This window comes from Lentisphaera marina (assembly GCF_028745505.1).
In the GTDB taxonomy this organism is placed as follows: Bacteria; Verrucomicrobiota; Lentisphaeria; order Lentisphaerales; family Lentisphaeraceae; genus Lentisphaera; species Lentisphaera marina.
Genome location: NZ_JAQZZL010000002.1, coordinates 52,076 through 77,471 on the forward strand (window position 1 = coordinate 52,076; position 25,396 = coordinate 77,471).

19 protein-coding genes are annotated in these 25,396 nt (G+C 42.5%); 3 read left to right on the forward strand and 16 right to left on the reverse strand.

Translation table 11 applies throughout. From position 1 onward, the window contains the following. The first annotated feature begins 34 nt into the window (after positions 1–34). Entirely contained in the window at positions 35–1,318 is a 1,284-nt protein-coding gene (locus tag PQO01_RS11200; protein WP_274314114.1) for an O-acetylhomoserine aminocarboxypropyltransferase/cysteine synthase family protein, read from the forward strand. 105 nt (positions 1,319–1,423) lie between these two features. Here the strand turns inward: PQO01_RS11200 and PQO01_RS11205 are convergent, their stop codons facing one another. The 7 genes from PQO01_RS11205 to PQO01_RS11235 form a co-directional block, all read right to left on the reverse strand. Next, entirely contained in the window at positions 1,424–3,184 is a 1,761-nt protein-coding gene (locus PQO01_RS11205; RefSeq protein ID WP_274314115.1) for a PAS domain-containing sensor histidine kinase, read from the reverse strand. Further along, positions 3,184–3,876 carry a response regulator gene (locus PQO01_RS11210; RefSeq protein WP_274314116.1) on the reverse strand — a complete coding sequence of 231 codons (693 nt, stop codon included), beginning with the start codon at positions 3,874–3,876 and terminating at the stop codon, positions 3,184–3,186. The genes PQO01_RS11205 and PQO01_RS11210 overlap by 1 nt, the downstream gene beginning before the upstream one ends. 2 nt (positions 3,877–3,878) lie before the next feature. Next, on the reverse strand, positions 3,879–4,562 hold the full coding sequence (phoU, locus tag PQO01_RS11215; RefSeq protein ID WP_274314117.1) for a phosphate signaling complex protein PhoU: 684 nt from the start codon (positions 4,560–4,562) through the stop codon (positions 3,879–3,881). A gap of 18 nt (positions 4,563–4,580) precedes the next feature. Further along, positions 4,581–5,342, reverse strand: a complete 762-nt coding sequence (gene pstB, locus PQO01_RS11220; protein WP_274314118.1) for a phosphate ABC transporter ATP-binding protein PstB — start codon at positions 5,340–5,342, stop codon at positions 4,581–4,583. Between the two features lie 33 nt (positions 5,343–5,375). Beyond that, positions 5,376–7,028 carry a phosphate ABC transporter permease PstA gene (gene pstA / locus PQO01_RS11225; protein WP_274314119.1) on the reverse strand — a complete coding sequence of 551 codons (1,653 nt, stop codon included), beginning with the start codon at positions 7,026–7,028 and terminating at the stop codon, positions 5,376–5,378. 5 nt (positions 7,029–7,033) lie between these two features. Then, complete coding sequence (locus PQO01_RS11230) at positions 7,034–9,253, reverse strand: ABC transporter permease subunit (RefSeq protein ID WP_274314120.1); 2,220 nt, start codon at positions 9,251–9,253, stop codon at positions 7,034–7,036. Positions 9,254–9,336: 83 nt separating this feature from the next. Beyond that, positions 9,337–10,296 (reverse strand): PstS family phosphate ABC transporter substrate-binding protein, encoded by a 960-nt coding sequence (locus PQO01_RS11235; protein ID WP_274314121.1) that lies wholly within the window; start codon positions 10,294–10,296, stop codon positions 9,337–9,339. A 422-nt stretch (positions 10,297–10,718) separates the two neighbouring features. On the opposite strand from PQO01_RS11235, the gene PQO01_RS11240 reads away from it, so the two are divergent. Then, positions 10,719–11,540 carry a mechanosensitive ion channel family protein gene (locus PQO01_RS11240; RefSeq protein WP_274314122.1) on the forward strand — a complete coding sequence of 274 codons (822 nt, stop codon included), beginning with the start codon at positions 10,719–10,721 and terminating at the stop codon, positions 11,538–11,540. Between the two features lie 246 nt (positions 11,541–11,786). Beyond that, the gene (locus PQO01_RS11245; protein ID WP_274314123.1) at positions 11,787–13,403 is read left to right on the forward strand and encodes a prolyl oligopeptidase family serine peptidase; all 1,617 of its coding nucleotides are present in this window, start codon (positions 11,787–11,789) and stop codon (positions 13,401–13,403) included. Between the two features lie 325 nt (positions 13,404–13,728). Here PQO01_RS11245 and PQO01_RS11250 read toward each other — a convergent pair whose 3' ends face one another. The 9 genes from PQO01_RS11250 to creB all read right to left on the reverse strand — a co-directional run bounded on the left by PQO01_RS11250 (position 13,729) and on the right by creB (position 25,383). Further along, positions 13,729–15,027: a sulfatase family protein gene (locus PQO01_RS11250; protein ID WP_274316140.1), complete on the reverse strand. Its 1,299-nt coding sequence runs from the start codon at positions 15,025–15,027 to the stop codon at positions 13,729–13,731. Positions 15,028–15,137: 110 nt separating this feature from the next. Next, positions 15,138–17,186, reverse strand: a complete 2,049-nt coding sequence (locus PQO01_RS11255) for a right-handed parallel beta-helix repeat-containing protein (RefSeq protein ID WP_274314124.1) — start codon at positions 17,184–17,186, stop codon at positions 15,138–15,140. Positions 17,187–17,317: 131 nt separating this feature from the next. Then, positions 17,318–17,626, reverse strand: a complete 309-nt coding sequence (locus tag PQO01_RS11260) for a hypothetical protein (RefSeq protein WP_274314125.1) — start codon at positions 17,624–17,626, stop codon at positions 17,318–17,320. A 45-nt stretch (positions 17,627–17,671) separates the two neighbouring features. After that, positions 17,672–18,151: a DUF1559 family PulG-like putative transporter gene (locus PQO01_RS11265; RefSeq protein ID WP_274314126.1), complete on the reverse strand. Its 480-nt coding sequence runs from the start codon at positions 18,149–18,151 to the stop codon at positions 17,672–17,674. 36 nt (positions 18,152–18,187) lie between these two features. Beyond that, positions 18,188–20,773, reverse strand: a complete 2,586-nt coding sequence (locus PQO01_RS11270; RefSeq protein WP_274314127.1) for a DUF7133 domain-containing protein — start codon at positions 20,771–20,773, stop codon at positions 18,188–18,190. Positions 20,774–20,784: 11 nt separating this feature from the next. Next, a complete protein-coding gene (locus tag PQO01_RS11275) occupies positions 20,785–21,771 on the reverse strand; it encodes a ThuA domain-containing protein (RefSeq protein WP_274314128.1) in 987 nt (328 codons plus the stop codon). Between the two features lie 166 nt (positions 21,772–21,937). Beyond that, positions 21,938–22,771, reverse strand: a complete 834-nt coding sequence (locus PQO01_RS11280; protein ID WP_274314129.1) for a DUF1559 family PulG-like putative transporter — start codon at positions 22,769–22,771, stop codon at positions 21,938–21,940. 477 nt (positions 22,772–23,248) lie between these two features. Then, positions 23,249–24,703, reverse strand: a complete 1,455-nt coding sequence (gene creC / locus PQO01_RS11285; RefSeq protein ID WP_274314130.1) for a two-component system sensor histidine kinase CreC — start codon at positions 24,701–24,703, stop codon at positions 23,249–23,251. Continuing rightward, positions 24,700–25,383, reverse strand: coding sequence for a two-component system response regulator CreB (gene creB / locus PQO01_RS11290; protein ID WP_274314131.1), 684 nt, complete (start codon positions 25,381–25,383; stop codon positions 24,700–24,702). Before creB ends, creC begins: the two co-directional genes overlap by 4 nt. Positions 25,384–25,396: the final 13 nt, after the last annotated feature.

A 25,396-nucleotide genomic window follows, 5' to 3' on the forward strand; every position in this document is an offset into this window, starting at 1 on the left:
GAGTTTGAAGTTTAAAATTAATGAGGATAATTAGATGCAAGACCAAAGTAAAGCTCTCCATAGTTCTTTTAAATTCGACCCAAGTACAAATGCAGTAACCGTACCTATTTATCAGACTTCGAGTTATGCCTTTAATTCTAGCGAGCATGCAGCGAATTTATTTTCTTTGAGTGAGTTCGGCAATATTTATACTCGCCTCATGAATCCTACAACGGATGTGTTCGAAAAGAGAATGGCGGATATAGAAGGAGGAACGGCTGCTTTGGCCTGTGCGAGTGGTATGTCGGCTATTTTCCTCGCGGTGACAACTTTAGCCTCTGCAGGTGATCATATAATCTCATCTGCCTCTCTATATGGAGGTACTGAAACGCTTTTCCGCCATACATTCAAGAAGTTTGGAATTGAAGTGACTTTTTTAGAAGATTTAAGTCCAGAGAATATTCAGGCTTCGATTAAAGAAAACACCAAGCTTGTCTTTGCCGAATCCATTGGCAATCCTCAGGGTGATGTGATTGATTTTGAGAAAATTGCGGAATGCGCACATCAAAGTGGCATAGCCTTTATGGTGGATAATACTTTTGCTCCAGTCTTTTTTAAGCCTTTTGAATACGGTGTTGATATTTCTGTGTATTCCTGTACGAAGTGGATCGGCGGTCATGGCACCAGCATTGGGGGGCTGATTATCGATAGTGGCAATTTTAATTGGGGACAGGGTAGGTATATGGACTTTACTACGCCAGACAAAAGCTATCATGGTCTAGTGTATTGGGAAGCTCTTGGTGATGTGCCAGGTATGGGAAATGTGGCTTACATTATAAAGGCGCGTGTAGAAGGGATGCGCAATATAGGCATGTGCCCCAGTCCCTATAATTCTTTTCAGCTCATTCAGGGCTTGGAGACTTTGCCTTTGAGATTGGAAAGGCATGCCGAGAATGCTATTAAATTGGCTGAGTATTTAGTAAATCACGAGAAAGTGAGTTGGGTTAACTTCACTGGCTTGGATAATCACCCTTCCCATCAGCAAGCAAAAAAATATTTCTCAAAAGGTCATTTTGGTTCTGTCTTTGGCTTCGGTATAAAAGGAGGCATAGAGGCGGCAAAAACTTTTATTGATTCAGTAGAGATGGCCTATCATTTGGCTAATGTGGGAGACTCGCGCACTTTAGTAATACATCCGGCTTCGACGACTCATCAGCAATTGAGTGAAGAGAATCTATTAACAATTGGTATCAAGCCTGATTTCGTCCGCGTTTCAGTAGGGATTGAAAATATTGATGATATTATCGCCGACTTTGATCAGGCTTTAACAAAAATATAATTACGAAATTCTTTTGGATCAGGTTTTTATAAGCGCTGTATTTAGCGGATGAATTTTGAATAATTTTGCGTATTCTGTAAAGAGACGATCTGGAAATTACGTAACTTACTTAGGGATGACTAAGGTAAAGGAAGTGCCTTGGCCAAGAGTGGAATCAACGACAATTGAGCCTTGGTGCAATTGGATAATATGCTTCACAATAGATAAGCCTAGACCCGAACCACCGGTATTGCGATCACGTGATTCATCAATGCGAAAGAAGCGCTGGAAAATGCGTTCATGAAATTGATTTGGTATGCCCGGCCCATTATCAGAAACTTTAATTCTCAGCTCTTTGTCCTTGCGAGTCATCGTAAGCTTAACTTTGGCATTCTCGGGATCACAATAACGAATCGCATTTTCCAATAGATTGCGTATGGCGAGTTCAATAAGACCGTGATTTAGCTTTACTTCATGAGCAAAGATATCGGTTTCTAAATCCACATTGCGCTCTTTAATTTCTTCGGAGACCAAGTCAATGGTGTTATTGAGGGTATTTAAAATATCTTTTTTCTCATAGCCAAAGCGTTTGATTTTCTCTTGAGTTTCCAAGCGTGATAAGGTTAGGAGATCTTGGATGATGTTATTGAGGCGATGGGTGTTTCTTTGAATGATATTAAAGAAATAACGCGCTTGGTCGGGGTCATCTAAGCTTTCTTCAAAGGCTTCTAAGAAGCCGAGTGTTACGGTGATAGGCGTTTTTAGTTCGTGGGAAACATTCGAGACAAAATCTTTTCGAAGTTTTTCGAGTTGGCGAATTCTCGTTATATCATTGATAACAATGATTAGGCCATTCTCTTCCTCATGTTGATTGAGCGAAATTCGCACGAGTTTCACATTTAGATTGAGTTCTTCGCCTTGGCGAATGACCTGGATTTCCGTTTCAGAGAATTCATCTTCGGATTTGATGAAATCATTTGAGAGACGACTCAAGTCAGAATTTTTGTAGGCCGCCATCAAAAAAGCGCCTTTGGGTTTTGAGAGGGCTTTAACGTGAAAGAGCTTGAAGCTGCGCTCATTAGCATTGATGATGCTATTTTCGTGATCGACGAGAATGAGACCTGCAGGAATAGTATTGAAAAACCCTTCCCAGTGTTGGATCTCGGTGTTTAATTGTTCATGATTTTCTTTCGCGTGACGTAAAAAGGAATCTTGGGTTTGTCGGATTTTCATCAACTCCACAATACCAGTGTAATTGGGGTGGGAATCGCCATTTTCATCAATGAAACCATCTTGGATAGCCTGTACCTGAACGGCAATGGGGGCAGCAATAATCCACACATAAAAAATGAGAATAATTGAGCTTATGATAAGTGCTTTCCAAAGCGCAGGTACTAGGGATTTTAGGTAAGGGTTATCTAATTGCAGAGCCTTATCAATAATTAAGAAAGTTGGTTCAGTCGGGAGTTCGGGGCTGAGGTAAGGTAAGTAGCAACGAATAAAGTGTTTGCCAGTGCTATAATCGGTATTGGTGTATACAAAGGTATCTGGATTTAAGGTAAGTTTATCTAAAGTGTTAATATCCGAGAATTGGTGTATGGAAGGGATACTGGAATGAAGCATGAGCCCATGATTATTAACAACATAAACAAAGGCATCATGTTCTTTGGCGAGTGTGCTAATGATTTCGTCACTCGACAGAGGGGATTCGCTGATTTGACTATTGAGAACTAACTTTGCCGCATGGTTCAGCATGGGATCAACATAGTTGATTTCTTTTTTATTTTCTCTTAAGTAAAAAGCATAAAAGAAAATAAACAAGAGGCTGAAGCTTATAAATGCAAGGCGCCAAGTGCTCCAAGTCAATACAGTGCTTTTATTAAACATTAGGCTTTGATTCTATAACCGACGCCACGAATTGTTTCGATAAGTTCTGCTTGATCACCGAGTTTACGACGTAAGGCAAGGATGTGAACATCCACCGTACGCCCCGTGATAATCACATCATCGCCCCGTATCTCTTCGAGAATGCGCTCGCGTGTGTAGACACGGCCGGGTTTGCGACAGAGAAAATAGAGGAGGTTATATTCTACCGTCGTCAGTTGCATGGTCTCATCATTGAGAGTGGCGGAGAAATCGGCACGGTTCATAATGATGCCCGAATGACTAATGATCTCATCTTGATTATCATCTTGACGAATTTTTTCAGATCGACGTAAGATGGCACTGACTTTAGCAATTAAAATTTTCGGACTAAAGGGTTTAGGAATGTAGTCATCGGCACCTAAGCGCAGGCCAATAATTTGGTCGGTTTCATCGCTTCGAGCCGATAACATGATAACGGGGATGTGCATTGTACTTTTGTCATTTTTGAGTTTATAACAAATGTCATTACCATCCATTCCAGGTAGCATACCATCAAGAATGACGAGATTGGGTGCATGCTTTTCCACCATACTAATGGCATCATTGCCGTTGCCTGTGCAGATCACATCGTAACCTTCTTTACCTAGAGTAAATTGAAGGAGTTCACGAATGTCTTTTTCGTCATCTACAACAAGTATGGATTTGGACCCCAAAATTAATCTTCCTCTTCGTCCACTACCATTAAGTCAGGGTTGTGACGTACAATTGAGCCCGACACTTTATAATATATATCCTCACAGATATTTGTGAAGTAATCCGCGGTACGTTCTAAGGTTCTTGTCATTGAAAAAAAGAACATGAGCTGAGTTAAGTTACCATCGTTTTTACTGATGCGATCAGTAAGCTGTGTGATGAGTTCTTTATTGAGCTTATCAACTTCGAGGTCGAGGTTACAGACTTCGATGACAGTTGCGATATTATCATTGTAACAGCAGTCAATAGTAAGGTTCATCATGTGAAGAACCTTGGGGAACATTTCATTGAAGAGTTCTGGTACTTCTACAGGGCCTGCCTTTATGATTTTTTTGAGGTAGCGACAGATATTGACTGATAGATCACCAATGCGTTCGAGGTCATTGTTTATTTTAAGGATACTAATGACTTCACGTAAATCAGAGGCGACTGGTTGATAGAGTGCTAAAATTTTAAGGCAATCCTCTTCAATGTTGATTTCTTCTTCGTCGATAGCATCATCGTGTTTAATAACTTGATTAGCTAAACCCTTATCTTGATCCACAAGGGCTTTATAAGTCATGTTTAAGCTAGAATTGACATCACCCGCAAGCTCTAAGAGGCGATTTTTGAGGATGGTAACTTCGCGTTCCATATGAGTTTTCATAAAATGACTCCTTAGTAATTATCCGAAACGACCACTGATGTAGTCTTCGGTTTGCTTATTGCTGGGATTAGAGAAAATATTTTCAGTTTGATCGAATTCAATGAGCTTACCCATGTAGAAGAATGCCGTTTTATCGGAAACACGGGCGGCTTGGTGCATGTTGTGAGTTACGATAACGATAGTAAAATCTTTTTTAAGTTCGTGGATGAGTTCCTCGATTTTTGTAGTGGCTAGGGGGTCGAGTGCTGAACAGGGTTCATCCATCAAGATGATTTCAGGTTGGCAGGCAATCGTACGAGCAATACAAAGACGCTGTTTTTGACCACCAGATAGACCTAGGGCATTTTTGTCGAGACGGTCTTTAACTTCTTCCCAAAGAGCCGCAGATTTCAAACTGCGCTCAACAATCTCGTCAAGTTCAGCTTTATTATTGCGACCGGCAATACGCAGACCGTAAACGACGTTTTCGTAAATTGATTTGGGGAAGGGATTGGAGTGCTGGAAAACCATACCGACACGACGACGAAGGCCAATGACGTCAGTATCTTTACTATAAATACTCTTGTCACTTATAGTGATATCGCCGCGGTGAGAAATGCCTTCAACAAGGTCATTCATACGGTTCATGTTACGAAGAAGTGTGGATTTACCACAACCAGAAGGACCGATGTATGCAACAACTTGCTTTTCGGGAATATCCATGTTGACGTCAAAGAGAACTTGATTCGTTCCGTAGAGGAAGTCGAAGTTTTTGATCTGAATCAGTTTATCGTTACTCATATTTGTACCTGTGATTTTAAAAACTTATAACTTTTAGAAAGCGCCAGTTGCGTACTTTTTACGGAGACGCTGACGAATAATGATACCTGCGAGGTTAAGTGAGGTAACCGTGAGGATAAGGAAAAGGGTAGTAGCGTAAACCATGGGTTTAGCTGCTTCTGAGTCAGGTGACTGGAAACCCAAGTCGTAGATGTGGAAGCCCAAGTGCATGAATTTTTGATCAAGATGGATAAAGGGTGCCGTCATATCAATCGGTAGGGCGTGAACCACTTTAATTACACCCACAAGCATGAGTGGGGCAACCTCACCAGCACCACGAGCCATGGCTAAGATCATACCAGTAATAATTCCCGGCATAGAGGAAGGCAGGATAATAGTCCAAATACTTTGCCACTTAGTCGCACCACAGCCCATAGCTCCTTCACGAAGTCCGTTTGGAACCGAAGCTAGAGCTTCTTCTGTGGATACAATAACAACTGGCAAGGTCATGAGTGCTAGTGTAAGTGAGGCCCAAATAAGACCACCTGTACCGAAAACGGGTTCGTTGGTGGCGGCTTTCCAGTCAGAGAAGAAAAAGTCATCAATTCCCACGCCAACAGTATAGATCAGGAAACCTAAGCCGAAGGCACCGAAAACGATAGAGGGAACACCAGCGAGGTTATTTATGGCAATGCGAACTGCGCGAGTGAGAAGGTTGTCTTTGGCGTATTCGTGTAAGTAAATTGCCGCAATAACACCGAAGAAAGTAACGGGAATACACATAATCAGTGTCATGACCAATGTACCGATGATAGCGGGAAAGATACCACCTTCAGTGTTGGCCTCACGTGGCCATGAACTAACGTATTCCCAGATATTGTCACAAAAGAGAGCAAATTTTCCACCAGTGCTTAGACGGTTAGGGAAGTTGTAGCGAATGATATTACCAACACTTAAGTCGTAGCTCATGCCAGACTCACTGATTTTTACCACCAGTGTATCTTTATTTTGTTCTTCAAGTAATTTATTTTTTGCCGCAGAGTACTCATCTGCCAGCTTTTGAATACGGGCAATTTCTTTTTCCTCGAGGCTGGTGTCAAGGCCATCGCGTTTTTTAACGAAAAGATCAAGTTGGTAGTCTTTAAGTTCAATATCAAGATCGTGTAGTTCGTCTTGAATATCGCGACCTTGATCACGTTTATCATTAACGTAATCGAGGGCTTTCTCAAGAGCTGAGTTGAACTCAGGTGATTCAGGGAGGTATTCTTTGTCGTCAATGATCAGCTTTACAGGTAGAACCATGGCGCGGGAGTCTGTTTCACGCTCGATAAGCATAACATTTTTGTTGAGCTCGTTTTCAATTGTTAGTTGTTCTTCAAGAACGAAAACAAAGGAACCTCCGTAAGCATGGCGGTTTGCCGTGTAGAATTGAACAGAAACAGGCGCTTTTTCTTCACTTTTTCCGGGGACTTTTTTCTCGACGCGTTTCATTTCGATACCAAGGTAACGATTGCTCGATTTACCACCAGTGTCCTGGATGGCGAGTTCCTGGGGAACGGATACGGTTACAACGTTTTTGGGCCAGAAAACCCGCATGCCGTAGAAGGTGATTAGACCAAGGATAATGATAGTCATGGCCAAACCTAGGGCAAGACCCAAGGCGGTTATCCATACGCGGCTTTCGCCTACAGTAGTTTGTTTATTCATTTAGATTAAACCTTGTACTTGTCACGGAGGCGCTGACGCATGATTTCCGCTACTGTGTTAATAATGAAAGTCATAAGGAAGAGAAGTAGGGCGCCCATAAAGAGTGCTCTGAAAAGGGTTCCGTCTTTTGGTGCTTCCGGCATTTCTGTTGCTAGGTTAACTGCTAGAGTACGCATACCGTTGAAGGGATTGGCTTCCATTATGGGCGTACCACCGCAGCAAAAGAGAACAATCATCGTTTCGCCAACCGCACGACCTAGACCGATCATACAAGCTGAGAAGATACCAGCAGAGGCTGTGGGGAGAACAACCTTAGTGGCTGTTTGCCAGCGACTCGCACCCAAGGCGAGTGAGCCTGAAGTGAGGTTTTTGGGGACATTGGAGAGAGCGTCTTCAGCAATTGTGAAAATGATTGGAATAACTGCAAAGCCCATGGAGAAACCAACGACAATAGCATTTTTAGATTCATATTTCATATTGGCGCTGTGGTGCCACCAGCTTTTGAAGCTACCGTCAAAGAGGATGTTCTCAAGACCCGGCCCCATTTTCCATCCCAGGATGGCACCTATAACCATGATGGGAGCAAGCCAGAAGAATTCGTGTCCGGGACGCGATTTAAAACTATGGCCATGTGCTAGGCTCGATTGAAATTTAGCAAAAAGTAGTGTGACAAGTGGTATGGTTATTATGCACATGATGACTGAAGGGAAAGTGTCCTCCAAACGAGGAGCTAACCAGATAGCGCCAAAGAAACCGATAATTACTGAAGGTAATGAGGCCATGATTTCCATGGCAGGTTTGACGATCTTTTTTAGGTCGGGGTGGAGGAATTGCGAAGTATAAAGAGCGGCAAGGAGTGCCAAAGGCATAGCAAAAAGCATGGCGTAGAAAGTAGCTTTTAATGAACCGTAAACTAAGGGCATCATAGAAAGTTTCATTTCAGCTTCGTCAGTACCGCCTGTTGATTCCCATTTGTACTCCGCTTCAGGTGCGCCTTCATAATGTATTTTACCGAAGAAGGTCTTCCAGCTTGCTTCCGGGTGGGGGTCATTCAGATCGAACTGGTGAAGAACTGACTGATCATCTATAACGAAAATGTTGTCGTATTTTTGTGAGATGAAACTGCTTTTAATATTGTTTTCAAGAGTGTGTTCCCAACGTTTGTGCTCTGTGGTGAAGTTGTAGAGTCTTAGGGTTTTGTTGGAGCTTATTAGGAAGCTTTTGTTACGAACACTGCCGCTGTAGGAGAAGTCTTCTCCCATAGGCATTGATTCCAGTTCGTGCTTAGTTTGATGAAAGAGGAGAGGAGTTTTTGGGTTTTCCTTGTAATAGGTGAGACCCGCAACTGTACCTTTGGCATCAATTGTGATGAGTGATTGATCACCAAGTATAGGCGCCACGAGTTTATTTTCGCTTTCTCCAAGGCTTTTAGTTTGAACGAGCTCAGGATCACCGCCATTGCAGGTGAAAATGATTAGGTCACCCTTTGTGTTAGTGATAGCAACACGGTCTGCCTGGTTAGATACGAGAAGACGACTCATTGTACCGGGGTAGTCAAGTTGGTAAGAGTCTTCGATTTCAAGATCGCCCGCATTTCCGAATAGGTCCATGCTCTGAGAGAGGTATGCGATATGTGTTGAGTTTTTACCGTCTTTTTCTATGAGTGCGGAACAAAGTTTTTGCTCTTCTTGAGCGCCGTAGGAGATTTGTGTGATTTTGCCTTCAATACCAAAATCGAAGGGGCCGAGTGCCTCGGGAGAGGGAGTAGCAACCCATTCGCCGTTTTGTTCTTCACGGGAGAAGTTGAGCGCGATAATGTAAAAGTTACCTTTACTGGTTCCGACAATAAACTGTTGTTTTGATTGATTGTAGGTTGCCGCAGTAACGGTTTCGCCTTCCGAAAGACTTAGGAAATCTTTTAATTTATGTGAACCGGAGACTGAGTCGTCTTTGAGTTTGAGGAAAGTAAGTTCTTCGGCGTTGATAACTGCCGGAGCTGAAGACCATTCGTCGATGGCGAAAGAGAGAATGTTCGGAGTATCGAGTTTAAGTGTTTTAACTGCTGTGACTTTAGCACTTTTACTTAGAGGATAGACTTCGTAGACAATATATAGTAATAGGCACATAACGGCGGCAATAATACCTATGCCGCAGAATTTAATTGCCCCGTTCATGAACTTGTCAATGAGTAGGGTCTTTTTTGATGAGCGCATCAAATCGGACATGTTCTTTTTCTTTACCTTCTTTTTGCAACAAGAGATGAGAACCCGAAGGTGCTCATCTCCCGTTAATTCAGTTTGTCAGGTGCTTACTGGAGCTGCTTAAGGAATTGCTCAGCAGCTTTAGCAGGCAAAGGATAGTAACCATCTTTAGCTACGATTTCCTGACCTTCTTTTGAAAGTACGAACTTTAGGAATTCGAGAGTGATTTTATCCAGTTTCTGACCGGGCTTTTTGTTAACGTAGATGAATAGAGTGCGGGCGAGAGGATACTTGCCAGAGAGACAGTTGTCAAGTGTGGCATCGTAGTATTTACTTCCTTCTTTAGCGAGGGGAAGAACACGTACTTCTGAAGTTTTGTAACCGATACCAGAGTAACCAATACCGCTGAGTTCTTTAGCGATAGAGCTAACAACAGAGCTTGAACCAGGCATCTCTTTAACTGTAGCTTTGTAGTCGCCTTTTTTGAGAGCTGTTTTCTTGAAGAAACCGTAAGTACCGGAAGCAGAGTTACGGCCGTACATTGAGACTGGCGTGTTTCCCCAGTTACCGTCAAGACCAAGCTGGCCCCAAGTTGTGATGTTAGAACCACCGAACTTATAAGTAGAAGAGAAAAGACCGTCAATTTGCTTGAAGTTTAAGCCTTTGATGGGGTTGTCTTTGTGAACGAAAACTGCGAGTGCGTCGATAGCGGCACCAACTGCAACTGGCTTGTAGCCATATTTCTTTTCGAAGGCATCCATTTCAGAAGACTTCATAGCGCGGCTCATGGGAGCGAGCTGAGAAAGACCTTGAGTCAATGCTGGAGGTGCAGTAGAAGAACCTTTGCCTTCAACTTCAAATTTTACGTTTGGGTATTTGCGCTGGAAGCTTTCGCTCCAGAGAGCCATCATATTGTTAAGTGTGTCAGAACCAACTGAGTTGATTTTGCCGGAGAGTGAGCTAACCGGCTGATATTCTTTAAGGTTCTTGTCAACAGTTGAAGCAGTGGCAGTCGCCATTGTGATAGCAGCCGCTGTGAAAGCGATTGTTTTTTTAAGGAGTTTCATATTCGTTCCTGTATTTTGTATTAGTTAGTTTTTGTTTATGATGCTCACAGTTTACTGGATTTGAAAACTTTATCAAAAGTCGATTGGTTTAAGACCAATTAAACTTATGTTAACCTAGTGTTAAGATGGTGGTCGTGTAAGTTTAAAGTATTTGTTATAAGTCACTTAAGTATTAAATAATCTGGTAAAATCTATCCTCTTTTCTAGTGATTCAGGTGTTCTTTTATTTGCTAAAAACAAAGGGGATCATGTTTTGCGCTCTTCGCAGAGCCTATGTAAGCCCCATTTGACGTCATGAACTCTTTCATTTAGTAAGACCAAACACAAATAGCGGGATTTTATTACGATAATAAAATTAGGCGCAGTATAGTTTGTTCTATATAGAAAGAGAATTGAAACTGTAATGAAGGTTTAATGCACTTATGGCTGAATATGTTCACATCCCGATTATTTTATTTTTAGCATGCCTGCTTTCACATTTATGTAAGCGTGGCTTTACGGCTTTAATTGACCGTGGAGTGAAAACGCTAAAAATTGAATCAACAAATTACTATTTCATTAGAAATGGGGTGAGTTTTGTCATCTACATGGTTGCCTTTGCAATCATTTTTAAAAGAACTCCGGGCTTGTCGGGTTTAGGAACAACCATCTTTGCTTCGGCAGGTATTATTGCTGCGGCAGTTGGCTTCGCGGGTAAAGAGGCAATGTCGAACATCGTCAGTGGCATTTTCATCATTATGTTTAAACCCTTTCGAGTGGGGGATTTCCTCGAATTGGATCCACAAACACGCGGAAAAGTCGAGGATATCACCATGCGTCACACGGTCTTAGCAGACATCAATAACCGCCGTATTCTTATTCCGAATTCAGTGATTAGTGCCAATGCAGTGGTGAATTTCGATATTTCAGATGAAAAGATTCGCTACAACTTCAAAGTTTCAGTAGCCTATGAATCTGACTTTGAATTAGCCATGAAAATCATTAAGGATTATCTCGAAAATCGAGATGAGGTGCTGAGCTTACAAGAGCCTCAAGCCGATGGCACGATTCCACCTAAAGTGAATGTTTTTGTTTCAGAGCTAGGTGAATCGGGCATTTTATTAAGAGCTGACTTTTGGACGGAAGACTTTGGCAAAGCTTTAGAAGTCTCCCGAGACTTAAACAAATACGTGCTCTTGAGTTTTAGGGAAAACGACATCGAAATCCCTTATCCACATCGAACGGTCCTAAATAAGCAAGCTTAAACAAATCTTCTTTTCCACAGTTAATAAGCCAAATTTATTTCTTTTTTTTGGGCTTAGGTGGTTTTGTTAAGCTGAGTTCTTCAATGGTGTAGGGTTTAGTTCTACGTTTTGACCAGCCTCTAATTTTTGCGGTTTCCGCAATACTTAGAATTAAGCCCGGCAGTTGATTTATTTATAGAGATTGAATTGAGCGCTATAATTTATTAAGGTATAAGTTTTAATAAGTTTATTTTTAAGGATTTAGTTATGATGATACACAAAAATTATGTTCAGGTTTTGATTTTTTTGTTTTTTCTAACTGACTTCTCAAGAGCTATATACGGTAAAGAACCTTCGTTATTAACAGGTACCTTTAGTGACACGCTTACATTTAATAATGATTTGAGTATGAAGTTCACGGCTCGAGTACCCATGAAACTTCCGAGGGGAAAAATACTTGGCCTCATACTTGTTTTTCATCCACATGGTGGAAACGAAAGCTCGATGATTAATTGGCCAACAAAAACATTTTTGGAACGACAGAAAGTCCTAGATGAATATGTCATTATTGGACTGAAATCGAGCGGTCCCCAAGCCTATAAAGAATATTTAGGAGATTGGGAAGTTGCTGACCATGAGCCATCATATAAAGTCTTTCAGTGGGCTATGAAAAACTACCCAATTGATCCGCGTCGAGTACACATAATGGGTTGGTCTAGAGGTGGTTTCATGGTTACACGTTTTATATGGGATAATCTAAAAGATTTTGCTTCTGTCACTGCATATGCAGGTGCCTATAGTTCAGATTGGACTAAAACGTCCCTTGGAGGGTATCCAAAACAAGATTGGGTCAAACTAAAATGGAAAGACGGTGTAGTCAATGGTGAATGGACAGGGAAAAGATTTGATTATGATATGAGCTTTTTGGATAAGTCATTTAGGAATCATTTACTAAAATACGGTATTCAAAATAAAATTATTATATTGGACTATTTTCCTGAGTTTTACCACGTTCATGGTAGTAGTGACTATGTAATTGACGTAAATCTTTCACGTTGTTACACTGATGAATTGGCGAGTAAAGGAATTAGTTATATTTACCGCGAACTTAAAGATGTAAACCACGCAGGAGTTTTCCAAGGAGAGCCTGTTAATATGCTCGTCAATGATGACGTTTTTAGCAGGATTCATGCTACGCGAAATAAAATCATTCCACTTAATAAAGTTGAATTGGGTAGACTACATTTCATGAAGGCAAATATAAGTGAGATGGATCTTGTTAAAGCTCAAAAATACATTAAAGAAGCCGCTCGTATTGGTGGGCCTCTTGCGGGTGAGGCGCTGATTAAGGCTTTTGACTCCAAAAATGAGAAGGTTAGAATAGCTGCTTTAACGAGCGCTTATTCGACGATTTATGGAGCCGCTTTTATCGAAAAACTTGGAGAAATTATTACGGATAAAGATTCGGTGTGGAGTAAGGATTTCAGGTTTAATGCCTGCCATGTTTTGGGACGTTATGTAAAATGGCGTCAGTTCAATGCCAAAGAAATTTTGATAAATTCAGTTTTAGATAGATCTCTAAGTCAGTACATAAGGTTTCAGTTGATTACGGCATTATCGAAGACATATGAAATGATGACCTTAGGGAACATGTATGACGACCGGGAGGTCGTAGAGACACTAATCAAGCTTCTAGATGATTCAGATCAGGGAGTGCGCGGATATGCTCATATGATTCTTGTGAAAGGTACAGATGGGAAAGGCAGGTTTGGCTATAATGCAGCTGCAAATTCATCTCAGCGTCAGGGAGCTATAAAGCTATGGCAAGATTGGGCCAAGAAAGTTACAGTACCTTTACTTTCCAAAGACTCTGTAAAAAAGTGAAGGTTTATAAAATTTGAATAAGATTCATTCTTTTCAGAACCTAGCAAAAAATGTCTCCCCTTCCAAATCCTCACCACAAAGAGATGAAAGGGGAGACAAAGAGATTTACTTTTTAATTGGTATTTTTTATGCTTAAACTTAGCCAATTTACGATAGTAAACGTTTTAAGTTTTGATCAAACTATCATTTTCGCGGTCTCCGTAATAGCCGCCATTATGGTTAAAGCAACATATGTCTGTTGTGGGTACAGCTGTCCATGTAATCTTTTGAATATTAAGAATTCTGTACCCCAGCTCTAAGTACTAATTAATTATACAGGATTGCCTTATTCACCTCTTGGCCGAGCGTTTTTCTCGATATCAGATTTGAGCTCATCATAGGCCTTCTGGAGTTGGGCAACAACCTCAGGGTATTCTTCAGCCAGATTGACTTTTTCTGAAACATCCGCTGAGAGCTCGTAGAGTTGTACAGGAGCCTTACTTCGGGGGTCACTTTTCTTGAGCGGTCTCTTTTTTGCTTCGGCAGCATTAAAAGGGTAATATTTCCACTTTCCACTGCGTACGCAGCCCTCGTTGTAGAGGAGAACATAGTTATCATATGGTGTCTTCGCGTTTGGTAGAGCTTTCATCAACGGAAGTATATCCTTACCGTCGATCTTGCGATCAGTCGGAACTTTACCTCCTACTATTCCGGCAACAGTTGGCAGGATATCCAAAGTTGTTGCCATCTCGTTACAGGTTTTACCGGCCGGGATAGATTTGGGCCATCGCATGATACACGGTACGCGAATTCCACCTTCATAAGGAGTTCCTTTCATGCCACGCAGGCCACCAGTTGAACCACGGTTTGGGCCGTTATCACTTGTGAAGATCACTAGCGTATTCTCATCCAGTCCAAGCTCCTTTAATGTCTTGAGTATTTCACCAGCAGACCAGTCGATCTCCTCCATAACTTTAGCATAGAGGTCTTTTAGTTCGTTCTTACTATTGGTCAGGTCGGGCTCAAAATCTTTTGATACCGCAATAGGGTTGTGAGGCATGCTGTGTGGCAGGTAGACGAAGAACGGCTCATCTTTGTGCTTACGAATAAATTTTATTGTTTCCTCTGTATAGCGCTTGGTCAAGGTCTTTTGGTTAACGGGAAATTCAATAACTTCCCTGTCACGCATCAGCGGTACTTTGTTCTTGTTATTCTTCTTGCTATAGTTATCGAGCTTCTCCTTTGTCCATCCTTCACGAAGAAGGATGTCTTCGGCCTTAGCCAAATGAGTGTCATAGGTCATATCATTGCTGTAGGGGAGACCATAGTAATAGTCAAAACCCTGATCGATCGGGAGGTATCCCTTGCGGTGTCCAAGATGCCATTTACCGATACAGGCTGTTGCGTAGCCTTCAGCCTTTAGCATCTCGGCTATCGTTGTCTCTGAAGGATGAATACCTCCGCTTTCGTTTGGCCATGAAACTTTTGGCATACTGATGCGTTGATAGTGGCAGCCGGTCATAAGTGCGGCGCGGGAACCGGAGCATTGGGCACAGTTTACGTAGAACTCGGTAAACTTTATTCCTTCGTAAGACATTCGGTCTAGGTGCGGAGTTTTGCCATGCTTAAGCCCAAAGCTACCAATGTCGCCTCAACCCTGGTCATCAGTGAAAATGAGAACGATATTTGGCTTGGAACTATCAGCAAATATTGATGTTACACATAAAATTAAGATTGTGATAAATGTTAGTTTTTTCATAATGTTCTCCTTTTTATATCTGGACCGATTTTCATGCCATCAAGGTGCTTTGTCTTATCACTTTTAGATTTAACCACACCGTTCACTATCTCGATTAGGTCTTCCTTAGTCTTAATGACTTCATTATTTTGAACTGTTCCGTGCTTTGTGACATTGTCATCAATCTGCCACTTTCGAGAGTTCACCAGAACATTGTCGACAACTACATTATGGCGAGGCTCATTTGGAGCATCCTGCTTTAGCGTAAGCAAATACGGAAAGCGGCTTTTCCAAGGCTCTTCTTTATAGGGAACCGCAGCAAGGCGCTTCCACATAATACCATTTGGCTTCTTTAACCATGGACGCTTTTTGAGCGCCCAGCCTGTTCCGCGTGAATCGAATCGAATCGATCTATTATATGCATTAATGAAAAGGTTGCCTTTTACCGTAAGGTTTCTGCCGCCACCAAGCAGGAAACCGGTTTCAGTCTCACTGATATTGTTGGTAATGGTTACCCCCGATGACATATCATCCATATAAATGGCTTGGTTGTGCAGCTTTTTAGACCCACCAAGGTCTTTGATATAATTTCCATGAATGAGGTTCCCGCCATAAGTCCAGTCCCGGCCGCAATAGATCGCGCCAGCATCCGAGGTATCCAGACAAACCCGCTCGATTCTATTGTACATGATATGAATATCATTCCCTCTGAAAAGAATGGCTGCGTGCGGAGCATCATGAATGTGATTATGCTCAGCAGTCAGCCCCACGCCAGTGCAACGCACCGCGGGGTTGTACGTTTTATTCAACCTGCCGAAGTGGTGGATCGTGGAGTTTCGGACATAATGATCGGCAGTTTTCAGCGTTTTGCGGTCTCCTCCAGCAATAAGGACTCCGCTACCGCCAAACATAGACAGTTCGCATGCATTCACACCGCACTTCCTGCCACCGCTGATGCTGATTGCATGACTTGCACCAAAGCGCATGAGACAATCATCTAAAACCACCTCGGTAGAATTCTGGATATCTACGAAAGTAGCCTTGCCATAATCAAAGCTTATTCCCTTAATCACGATATTTTTTGAGTTCTCAATTTTAATGAATGGGGCGCTCAGTGTGGGGATGATCAGTTCTTTTCTTTCAGATGCAGGCAAATAGATGAAAAGTTTGTTGCATTTATAATCGACTACGTACTCGCTCGGCTGATCAAGCTCCTCAATCAGGTTGATCGCGTAGTAGAATCCCCCGGTCATGCCCTTAAGGCCATACTGGGTATTTGAGTCCATCGTGATTGTTTTATTTTCCGTATCAATCTTACGTACCCGAACGATTTCATCAAACCACTTCTCAGCAAAGTAAGCGTTTAAGTATATGCCTTCGCTGTCATCCCAAACCTCGGGTCTGTTTTCGACATACTTAAACGTACCCACGTTGTCGTTCTCTAATTCTTTATCGCCAGTTCTGCTGCTTACCATCCCCCCCATGTCCAGTACTTGCCCTACCTTGGCGTACCCGTTATTTGGCCACCTTGAGAGCTGAAAAGGCTTGCCGCCGACAAATACCTCCGGCCATCCGGCGTAACCTCGAAACCTTTTTTTCCATGATTTAGCGGTGATACCAAACTTGGATAGATCGATCGAAACGACTTTGTCTCGACTGCTCTCCGATAGCCGTTTCAATACCTGAGGATCGGAAACCGGCTTCAAGTTCTCGCTAGTGACCTTTACTCCTCCGGAGAAGTAGACCTCTTCTCCAGGGCACGCCATGATCTGAAGATTCGATACCTTGTTCAGGGAAATACTACGTTCAAAATTATAGGTTCCCGCCCGGAGAATAATTCGTCCAGTCTTCTTGTCTTCTCCAAGTTTCCCAACCTTCACCAAGGCGTCCTGCAAACTTCCAAATGGTGATGCTTTGCTCCCGTTCGCAGAAGTCTTTCCGTCGGGTGAGACGTACAATGTATAGTCCGCCTTGATGAGGCTGCTATCCGGTCCTTTCCTGGCTTCCGCAGCTATTACCCCAGAAAGTGCAGTGGCAACTAACGCTACTGTAAAAATATTTTTCATCTGTTATCACCATATTTTTTTCTATTCTTTGTGAACATCTCGTGATTTGATCAAAATTCTCATTCTTTTTTAGTCAAAGCAATGGCACTTCTGAATGGCACTTTGTGTCTTCATGAGTATAAATTTATCAACTAGTCTTCAACTGCGTTCCACGCAGTATAGATGATGTATTGATTCGGGTAGTTATTACCATCAAAAAACCTTTCTGGATGACTCAAAGTACTGGGAAAGGACTGAGGGCTGACATGTCCGTCGCCATGTAGGTAATTAAGCTTATAGCTTTTTGGGTCATGTGGGAAAAACCCTTTAATTCCACCAAGCAGTCCGTGGGTACTATCTGCATTAGTAGGGCCATATTTCTCGGTGATGTAGCCTAGAGAGAAAGTTCCCTGAGTGCCACCATTACCAAGTTGGTTCCATTGATTTTGAAATTCAGTCATGCTGATGAAGCGTGAAGGTTTGTTTATGTCTGTGACCTTAAGAGACTAAGCTACCTTAGGGGTACTAGCATCTGAGTCATGATTGGTAAAAGCCATCACACCAAGAACTGAAAGGTCATTGCTGTAGTGTCTAGCTACACTGTAAGATTTAAGGACGCGTTTTTCATCAAAATATTGTATATTTGCGGGACATTGGTAGAGCTCATAAGCTTTGTTTAAATTATCATCTTGCTGAAAGCTACTGGCTAACATATCCGCTTCAGTTAAGTTACGACCATCATAAACTCCTAAAAGATCATCCCATGAAACATTATCATTCTCATCTTTTCCTGCTGGAAAGTATCCATTGTTATCTCCCTGATATAGGATAAACGCAAAGCCGATTTGCTTTTGCTGGTTCATGCAGACTGCAGTTCTTGATACTTGTCTCGCTTTTTTTAAGCTTGGAACAAGCAGGGTGAAAAGAATGGCTATAATTGCAATGACCACTAAGAGTTCAATTATGGTGAATGTTTTTTTATTCATGAAAGTTCTCCGCTTATTTATTAGGAAAAAGGTGGCTTACTTTTTCTTATTTTTGGGCTTAGGTGGCTTTGTTAAACTGAGTTCTTCAATGGTGTAGGGTTTAGTTCTACGTTTTGACCAGCCTCTGATTTTTGCGGTTTCCGCAATAGTGACGGGTTCCCCAGTATTGCCAAAGGAACGACGTACATATGTTGAGATGGCAGCTACCCATTCGTCATCATTATTTCCCATGGCAGCCATGGGGCCTGGGTAAGTTTTACCGTCAATGGGACCAGTTAAACCTTTGAGGAGGATTTCTACAAAAGCACGAGGACTCTTATCATTAATTCTTGCTGAGCCAGCTAAGGGTGGAGCCATAGTTTGAGTGCCCCCAGGGATACTTAAACCTTTGGCATCAGCGCCATGACAGCCAATGCAAACACTTCTGTAGATGTTTTGTCCCATCTCATAAAGTTTTAATTCATCAGCCTTGAGGGGACGAAGCGCCGCGCTATTGGCGAATTTGGCTTCTCCAGGCCAGGTTAGGCAAGTCGTGAGAGGGGACAATTCCAAGCTACTTAGCCCAGAATTTTCAATTGTAGCGAGAGATTCTGGTTTCTGTTTGAGTTTAATCAAAGGCAGATTAACGGGTCTCATTTTTGTGCCGATGTGGGAGTTGCCAACACTTAATCCCTTGATCATAGATTGTGCGAATGCGCCTTTGGATTTAGCCAATAAGTTGAGGTAGTCTTCGGCACCTTTGGCTTTGCCCTCGCTCATTACATAGAGACTCAAGTACTGGGGAAGTAATTGGATAGAGGAGTTGAACTTTGGATCATTACTAATTTTCGTCAAGAGCGTGAAGGCTTCGTTGGGCGTTAGAGTGATCAACACGGATTTAGAAACAACTTCGTCCTGAAAGTTTTTAGCAATTGTATTTAAAACCTGCTCGACTATGTCTTCTTTTGTTTGGGCTAAGCTCAAGGTCATGAGTTTCTGAACAGTCACTGCAATGGTGTCATTTCCAGATGCCTGAGTGAGTTGATGAACAAATTTAGGACTTGCCTCTGGGATTAAGGAATCGCAAGCACGCAGTGCGGATAAGCGAACATCTTCACTAGAGTCATTCATCATCGTAAGGGCTAATTCTGGCGTCCAAGCGTCTAGACCTTCTAAGGCCCAAATACTGTGAACTCGGCCAAATTCATTTCGACAGCGTTTGAGGTTTTTCTTGAGTAAAGAAATAGCATCTGGCGCATTTCTAAGAATGAGAAGTTTTTGAGCCTCATCTCGCCACCAGCCATTAGGATTCGAAAGTGCTACAATAAGTTCCGCCGTTGATGCTTGGGAGAATTTTGGGAGTTGACTAGGCTTTATGTTTTTGTTGACTAAGCGATAAATACGACCTTTGCCAGTGAATTTATCCAGCCCTCTTCGTTCAATTTCCTTTCTAAGGTAGGAGCCTTCGCGTGTCCAGTTACCTTGCTGAATAATGCCGCGGTACATATCAGCGAACCAAAGAGTTCCATCTGGAGCGGTATAAGCATTGACGGGACGGAATAAAGGGTCGCGTGAGGCAATGAACTCTGCCTCTTCTTTTTCTAAGATATTTTCTACGTACTGATAGCCATTTTTGTATTCGACTTTAGAGGCACGAATCAGACGACCTACCGGCTCACAGGCCCAGTAAGTGTTTTCCAGTTCTTTGCCTAAGCGGTCACCCCTAAAAAAAGTTTGACCACAAACGGCAGTGAATTTATGCAGGGTAGCTTCTTCAACACGATTGATGCCGCGACCTCCTTGAGTGTCGAGCGTACCGCACACAGGAAAAACTTCTAAATATTTTTTACTTTCTCGAGCCGAACTGAAAATATGTGGATGCTTACGAGCAAATTGACTATCTTGTAAATAATGAGATTTGACGATATCAGAAATTACCGGAACCGTATTGGTTGTATTGAAGCGTTCTCCACGGTTATTTGTTGTGTGGCCCCATTGACCACGGAAAGGAACTTTACCTTCAATGAGTTTACCATCTTTGTAGCGAAAGCGTAGGGATGATTTAGAACAGTAGATCCAGTTGTCTAAAGTCCATTGCAAGCCATTTATATCGTGTTCAACATTTCTTTCTAGGCGACCAAATTCGATATTCATTTTTTCTTTTTTGTCTGCTACGCCATCGCCATTTGTGTCTTCACAAATCCATAAATTCGGCGGCTCACCGATGACTACTTTTTTATCCAAAACCAGTATGGCTCTCGGCAAGGTCAAGTTATCGAGATATACCGTTCTTTTATCCATTTTGCCATCGCCGTTGCTGTCGACCAATTTAATGACTCGTGATCTGGGTGTTTTTTCGTCAGTGGCATCTAGATTAAGCATATAGGTTAACATCTCTGCAACATAGAGTTCACCGTCAGATCCCCAGGCCATGCACACCGGTTCTTCAACCATGGGTTCAGAGGCGACGAGTTCAATTTTATAGTTGCTGGGGACTTCGATTTGTTTTAAAGATTCCTGCGCTTCTAAGTGAACGGGGACGGGATCTTTTATGATATTATCGCGACTCACGCTGCCTAGGTCTGCCATGGCTGAAAATGAACTGGTCATGAGGAGGGGAGTGATAAGTTTTGAAAGTTTCATTTACTCACCTTTTATTTGAGGGGTTTAGGAGTGTCATCTGCTTCCAGGTCACCTAGGGTGTACTGCAAGCCAGAGATGTAATGTTCAACGATTTTTGGATTCCAATAAGTGGATTCATTATGTCCAAAAGTTGTATAAAAAATGCGACCCTCGCCAAATTTTTTGTTCCAGGAGGTCGGGTACTCACGACTTAGATCGAGGTCGACTCTTGGTCCTCTTTTTCCATTGGAATCTTTTTCGCCGGGGACAGTTTTGATGCTACCACTAGGGTTGTGAGTATTTACTTTTTCATTTACATCGATTCGAGTAAGTGTATTGAAGCCACCTTCTTTGTAAGGACCCTTGTGGAGGTAAAGTTCGTCTTTGATGGCAAAGTTTTCACCTTGGAAGCATTTGTTAATTGGGTTGCTGTGATCGCAAACGTCAATCTTCCAAGTACCTGTTTTACCCCATGGATGACAATCAAAATGGCCACCCCACATTTCTGAGTACTCGGGCCACTTATCCTTACCGCCATCAGTGGCTGCATGGATGCCAAAAAGACCACCACCGTTTTCAACGAAGTTGATGAAGGCTTTTTTATTTTCATCTTTTCTAAAGGCATGTTCGAGCCCAGTGGCATTGAGAATACAGATGGCATCGAAGTCTTTTAGGTATTCGTCAGTCCATTCTTCGGGATTGTTATTAATTGTCACTGTAAAAATCTTCAGTTTTTCTTCAATAAGTTTGAGCATTTCTTCTCCGATGAGGCGAGAGTTATGCTTAAAGCCGTGGCTTTGACTATAGACAAGGATTTTTCTTTGCTGCTTTGGAGTTTGAGCTTTAACTGCCATTATAGCATCTTCGACTTTTCCCAATTCTTCAGCACTAGGAGGTACCAGAACTTTAGGTGGCTTAGGCGCTTTCTTTACTTTCTTTTTAGTAGTTTTTTCCTGTGCGTTTGCGAAGATCGCAAAAATTAAAAAAAATGGGATCAGTAAACTGCGTTTAAACTTCATAGTGAGGGCCTGCTTTTTTTATTACTACAAATGATGATTGAATTCATGTTATACTATCGTAAAAAAAAGTCTGATCTAACATTGTGGAGAGGAAAAAAGTTATAATTAATTGAGTTTAATAAATAAAGCCCCGAAATGATCAGGGCTTTTACCTAGGTGTGTGGTTTTAGTAAAGAGAGTTCCAGTCGGATTCAATGAGGTCGCCACTAGTGGTCCAAGTCCCCTCGTAAAAGTTAGCCGAGTTCTCCCCAAGACTATCGGGAATAGATCTGAAAGAAACATGACCATCCCCGTGTAGGACATTAAGCTTGAAGCTTTTTGTACCATGTACGTAAAAGCCTTTAACTCCACCCCTATCTCGACTATGTACTGGTAAGTTTACTGGCGAATAAGATTTACTGAAATCACCGCCACCACTTACGCTCAAGCCTCCGGCAAAGCCAAGGAGATTTCCGTAACTCTGCGCTTCAGTGAGTACGATAAAATTACTGGGGCGAGCGATCTTGGTATATTTAATTGACCAGCCAAACTTGGCGTCAGATGGCCCAGCCCAGCCAGCTATACCGCGAACGGCTTTGTCATGTGTGACATCGGTTTTAGTATGTTCATCATTAATGGTGTATGATTTAAGTACACCAACGTCACGTTCTTGGATATTGGCAGGGCATAAGTAGAGATCGTTATTATAACGCGGATCACTTGTTCTGAAGTTCAAATATTCTTTTTCTTCTTGAGTAATTTCTCTGCCATCGTAATCCCCTAACTGATCATCCCAGGAAACTTGCTCATCAGTACTACTACCGTATATAGGGTAGCGACGTTCATTATCATCATGATAGAGAGCAAAGGCAATGCCGATTTGTTTTTGTTGACTAGAGCAAGCTGCTAACCTAGCAGTGGCTCTAGCTTTAGCTAATGAGGGTAACAATAAGCTGAGAAGTATGGCTATGATGGCCATGACAAGCGCCATTTCAATAAGTGTGATTTTTTTTCTATTCATGAACTATCCTAAAGTGCAAGTTGTTGTAATGCATCTGTATGTAAATCGAATGGCTCGAGGTATTCTAACAAATTTTTCACTGATTTTATTTATCCATAAACGACATATAAATGTCTAATAACGACGATTCATCATATAAATAAGCTTGAGAGTGCATATCTATTCCGGACAAAAATGGCTGTAAGAGGGGGGATGAAGGATTTTTTGGTATATAGCAGCTAAAGGTACCTTATTTTTGTTAAATAAGTAAGACCTCATTGCAGGGCTTTAGCCCGATATAAACTATCCTGTGGCGTGAGCCACAGGATAAACGTTAAGTATTAAGCAGGGCACGCTGGTGAGTCCGGCATAAAGTATCAGACCCAAACGGGGCCTTAGTGAGGCATATTGGCTTGTGTCATCCACCTCATGGTGGACATTACATTCTTTCGGGCGTATGCCCTTATTAAACGAATGTGGGGAATTAATTCAGGCAGCTTAACGAGCAATGGGGAGTGAGATTTGTATTTGGGTTCCTAGTTGATCACCTTTGGAAGTGATGGTGATATCGCCGTGGTGATGGGAGAGGATTTCACGGACAATGGCGAGCCCGAGACCGGAGCTCTTGCGGCCATTATTGGGGCGGGGAAGTGAATAGAAGCGATCAAAAATTTTATCTAAGGCATAATCGGGGATGCCTTGCCCAGGATCGGTAATGGTGAGTTCGAATTGATGGGCATTTTTGGTGGCACTTATTTCGATTATGCTTTCCTCTGGGGAGAATTCTACGGCGTTTTTGACGAGGTTATTGATGGCCACTTGGAGCAAGAAATCATTTCCTAGCACGGGGGCTTTGGAAATAGTGTTGCGATAACGGAATTGATGATGTGGGTAGCGTTCACGACTCTCTGCGAGGATATGTTTAGCGAGGGCACAGAGGTCGATTTCGTTTCTCTCCATGTCTTGTGCTTGGTTTTCGAGGCGACTTAGGAAAAGAATATTTTCGATCATCTTATTCATACGTGTGGTTTCTTTGCGCAAGTTGGAGCAGAGTTTTGCGGCTTGCTCGGGGCTGGCTTCATCCAGTAATTCGAGAGCACCATGCATCGCAGCTAGGGGACTTTTGAGTTCGTGGCTCAAGGTTTGCATATAGCTTTCGACATAGGCCGTACCATCGAGCTTTTTGAGCATTTCTTGCATGGTGTTGGCGAGGATCTTGATCTCGCCATAGGGCGTGGCAGGCAAATTGGGGCGTTGGCCCATGCCGATTTCGTCGGCAAATTCAGTTAAGGCCTCAATGGGTCGCACAATCCGTCGAGTAAAGTAAAAGCACAGTAGAATCAAAAGAGCCAGGGTTAAGAAGGCGGTGCGGACAATCTTTTTACGTGCCAAATTGAGGTAAAGACTGAGGCGCTTGACGGGTTTGACGAGGGTGATGGTGCCCGAAAGTCTTTGCTGATCATCGTAAATGGGCAAAGTGACGTGTAGTACGGAAGTGGATGGATCGTCCTTGTCGGAGCGCGTGGAGCGTGCGCCATAGTCACCAGCTAGAGCTAAACTGATATTGCGCCAATGATTATAAGATTTTCCTAGTTCACCTGGTGATTGACTATGGTAGGTGATATCTCCATCTTTGTCAGTGAGGTAGAGTTGGGTATCGGTACCCCATTTTTCAATGGCATAGATTTTTGCTTTAGGAGTTTGTTTTAAGATGGAGTCTTTTTGTGCGAAGCTAGTTTTCAGAGCCGAGAGCGCCATGGGGTCATCTTCAGTTCGCAGGGCATAGATGAAGGAACGCAGGGTGAAAACTTGATCGTACATGAGTTCTTCACTAGCTTCTAGGTAGTGACGGCGAGAATTGGTATTGAGTGAATCGGTAAAAAGATAAATAGCGAGGGCGGAAATAATTCCGAAAGTCAAAATGATGCGTTGCTTAATGGTGAGTCGCGTCATTGAGGATCCTCTAAGGAGTAGCCGAAGCCACGATGAGTAATGATGAGGTCTTTGCCAATAGTTTTTTTCAGTTTGGCGCGCAGGCTTTTAACGTGAGCATCGACAGTGCGTTCCATGGCAGAATTAGGGTCTTGCCAAGCACGTTCGAGTAATTGGCGACGGCTAAAAACGCGTCCGGGTTGAGCTGCTAAGGCCTCGATCAAATGAAATTCATGAGCAGATAAAGTCAGCTTATCTTCGCCATAATAAGCGGAAAAACTCTGTGAGTCAATTTTTAGTTTTTGGCAAGTTTGAGCTTGGATTTCGCAATCAAAAGAATTTTGCGTTCTTCGCAAAACACTTTTGATTCGGGCGGCGAGTTCGCGGGGACTAAAGGGTTTGGTCACATAATCATCGGCACCAATTTCGAGGCCGACAATGCGGTCCACGTCATCTGAACGAGCCGTGAGCATGATGACGGGGATATTTTGCGAAGTGCGCAATTGGCGACAAAAATCAAAGCCATTGCCATCGGGGAGGCCAATATCGAGGATGATGAGATTGATGGCTCCTTGTGCTAAGAATTCTTCTGCTTTTGCCAAAGTTGAGGCCCAGCAATGTTGGAAGCCTTCTATATCGAGTGCCATGCGAATATTATCCGCAATGGAGGGTTCGTCTTCAACTATTAAAATTTTTGCCATATTGTACTCCTTC

Excerpts from the sequence above, each read along its gene's own strand:
- creB (WP_274314131.1), bottom strand. The coding sequence starts at position 25,383 with ATGGCAAAAATTTTAATAGTTGAAGACGAACCCTCCATTGCGGATAAT.
- PQO01_RS11240 (WP_274314122.1), top strand. The coding sequence starts at position 10,719 with ATGGCTGAATATGTTCACATCCCGATTATTTTATTTTTAGCATGCCTG.
- PQO01_RS11275 (WP_274314128.1), bottom strand. The coding sequence starts at position 21,771 with ATGAAGTTTAAACGCAGTTTACTGATCCCATTTTTTTTAATTTTTGCG.
- PQO01_RS11230 (WP_274314120.1), bottom strand. The coding sequence starts at position 9,253 with ATGTCCGATTTGATGCGCTCATCAAAAAAGACCCTACTCATTGACAAG.
- PQO01_RS11235 (WP_274314121.1), bottom strand. The coding sequence starts at position 10,296 with ATGAAACTCCTTAAAAAAACAATCGCTTTCACAGCGGCTGCTATCACA.
- creC (WP_274314130.1), bottom strand. The coding sequence starts at position 24,703 with ATGACGCGACTCACCATTAAGCAACGCATCATTTTGACTTTCGGAATT.
- pstB (WP_274314118.1), bottom strand. The coding sequence starts at position 5,342 with ATGAGTAACGATAAACTGATTCAGATCAAAAACTTCGACTTCCTCTAC.
- phoU (WP_274314117.1), bottom strand. The coding sequence starts at position 4,562 with ATGAAAACTCATATGGAACGCGAAGTTACCATCCTCAAAAATCGCCTC.
- PQO01_RS11255 (WP_274314124.1), bottom strand. The coding sequence starts at position 17,186 with ATGAAAAATATTTTTACAGTAGCGTTAGTTGCCACTGCACTTTCTGGG.
- PQO01_RS11245 (WP_274314123.1), top strand. The coding sequence starts at position 11,787 with ATGATGATACACAAAAATTATGTTCAGGTTTTGATTTTTTTGTTTTTT.
- PQO01_RS11205 (WP_274314115.1), bottom strand. The coding sequence starts at position 3,184 with ATGTTTAATAAAAGCACTGTATTGACTTGGAGCACTTGGCGCCTTGCA.
- PQO01_RS11270 (WP_274314127.1), bottom strand. The coding sequence starts at position 20,773 with ATGAAACTTTCAAAACTTATCACTCCCCTCCTCATGACCAGTTCATTT.
- PQO01_RS11265 (WP_274314126.1), bottom strand. The coding sequence starts at position 18,151 with ATGAATAAAAAAACATTCACCATAATTGAACTCTTAGTGGTCATTGCA.
- PQO01_RS11280 (WP_274314129.1), bottom strand. The coding sequence starts at position 22,771 with ATGAATAGAAAAAAAATCACACTTATTGAAATGGCGCTTGTCATGGCC.
- pstA (WP_274314119.1), bottom strand. The coding sequence starts at position 7,028 with ATGAATAAACAAACTACTGTAGGCGAAAGCCGCGTATGGATAACCGCC.
- PQO01_RS11200 (WP_274314114.1), top strand. The coding sequence starts at position 35 with ATGCAAGACCAAAGTAAAGCTCTCCATAGTTCTTTTAAATTCGACCCA.
- PQO01_RS11260 (WP_274314125.1), bottom strand. The coding sequence starts at position 17,626 with ATGACTGAATTTCAAAATCAATGGAACCAACTTGGTAATGGTGGCACT.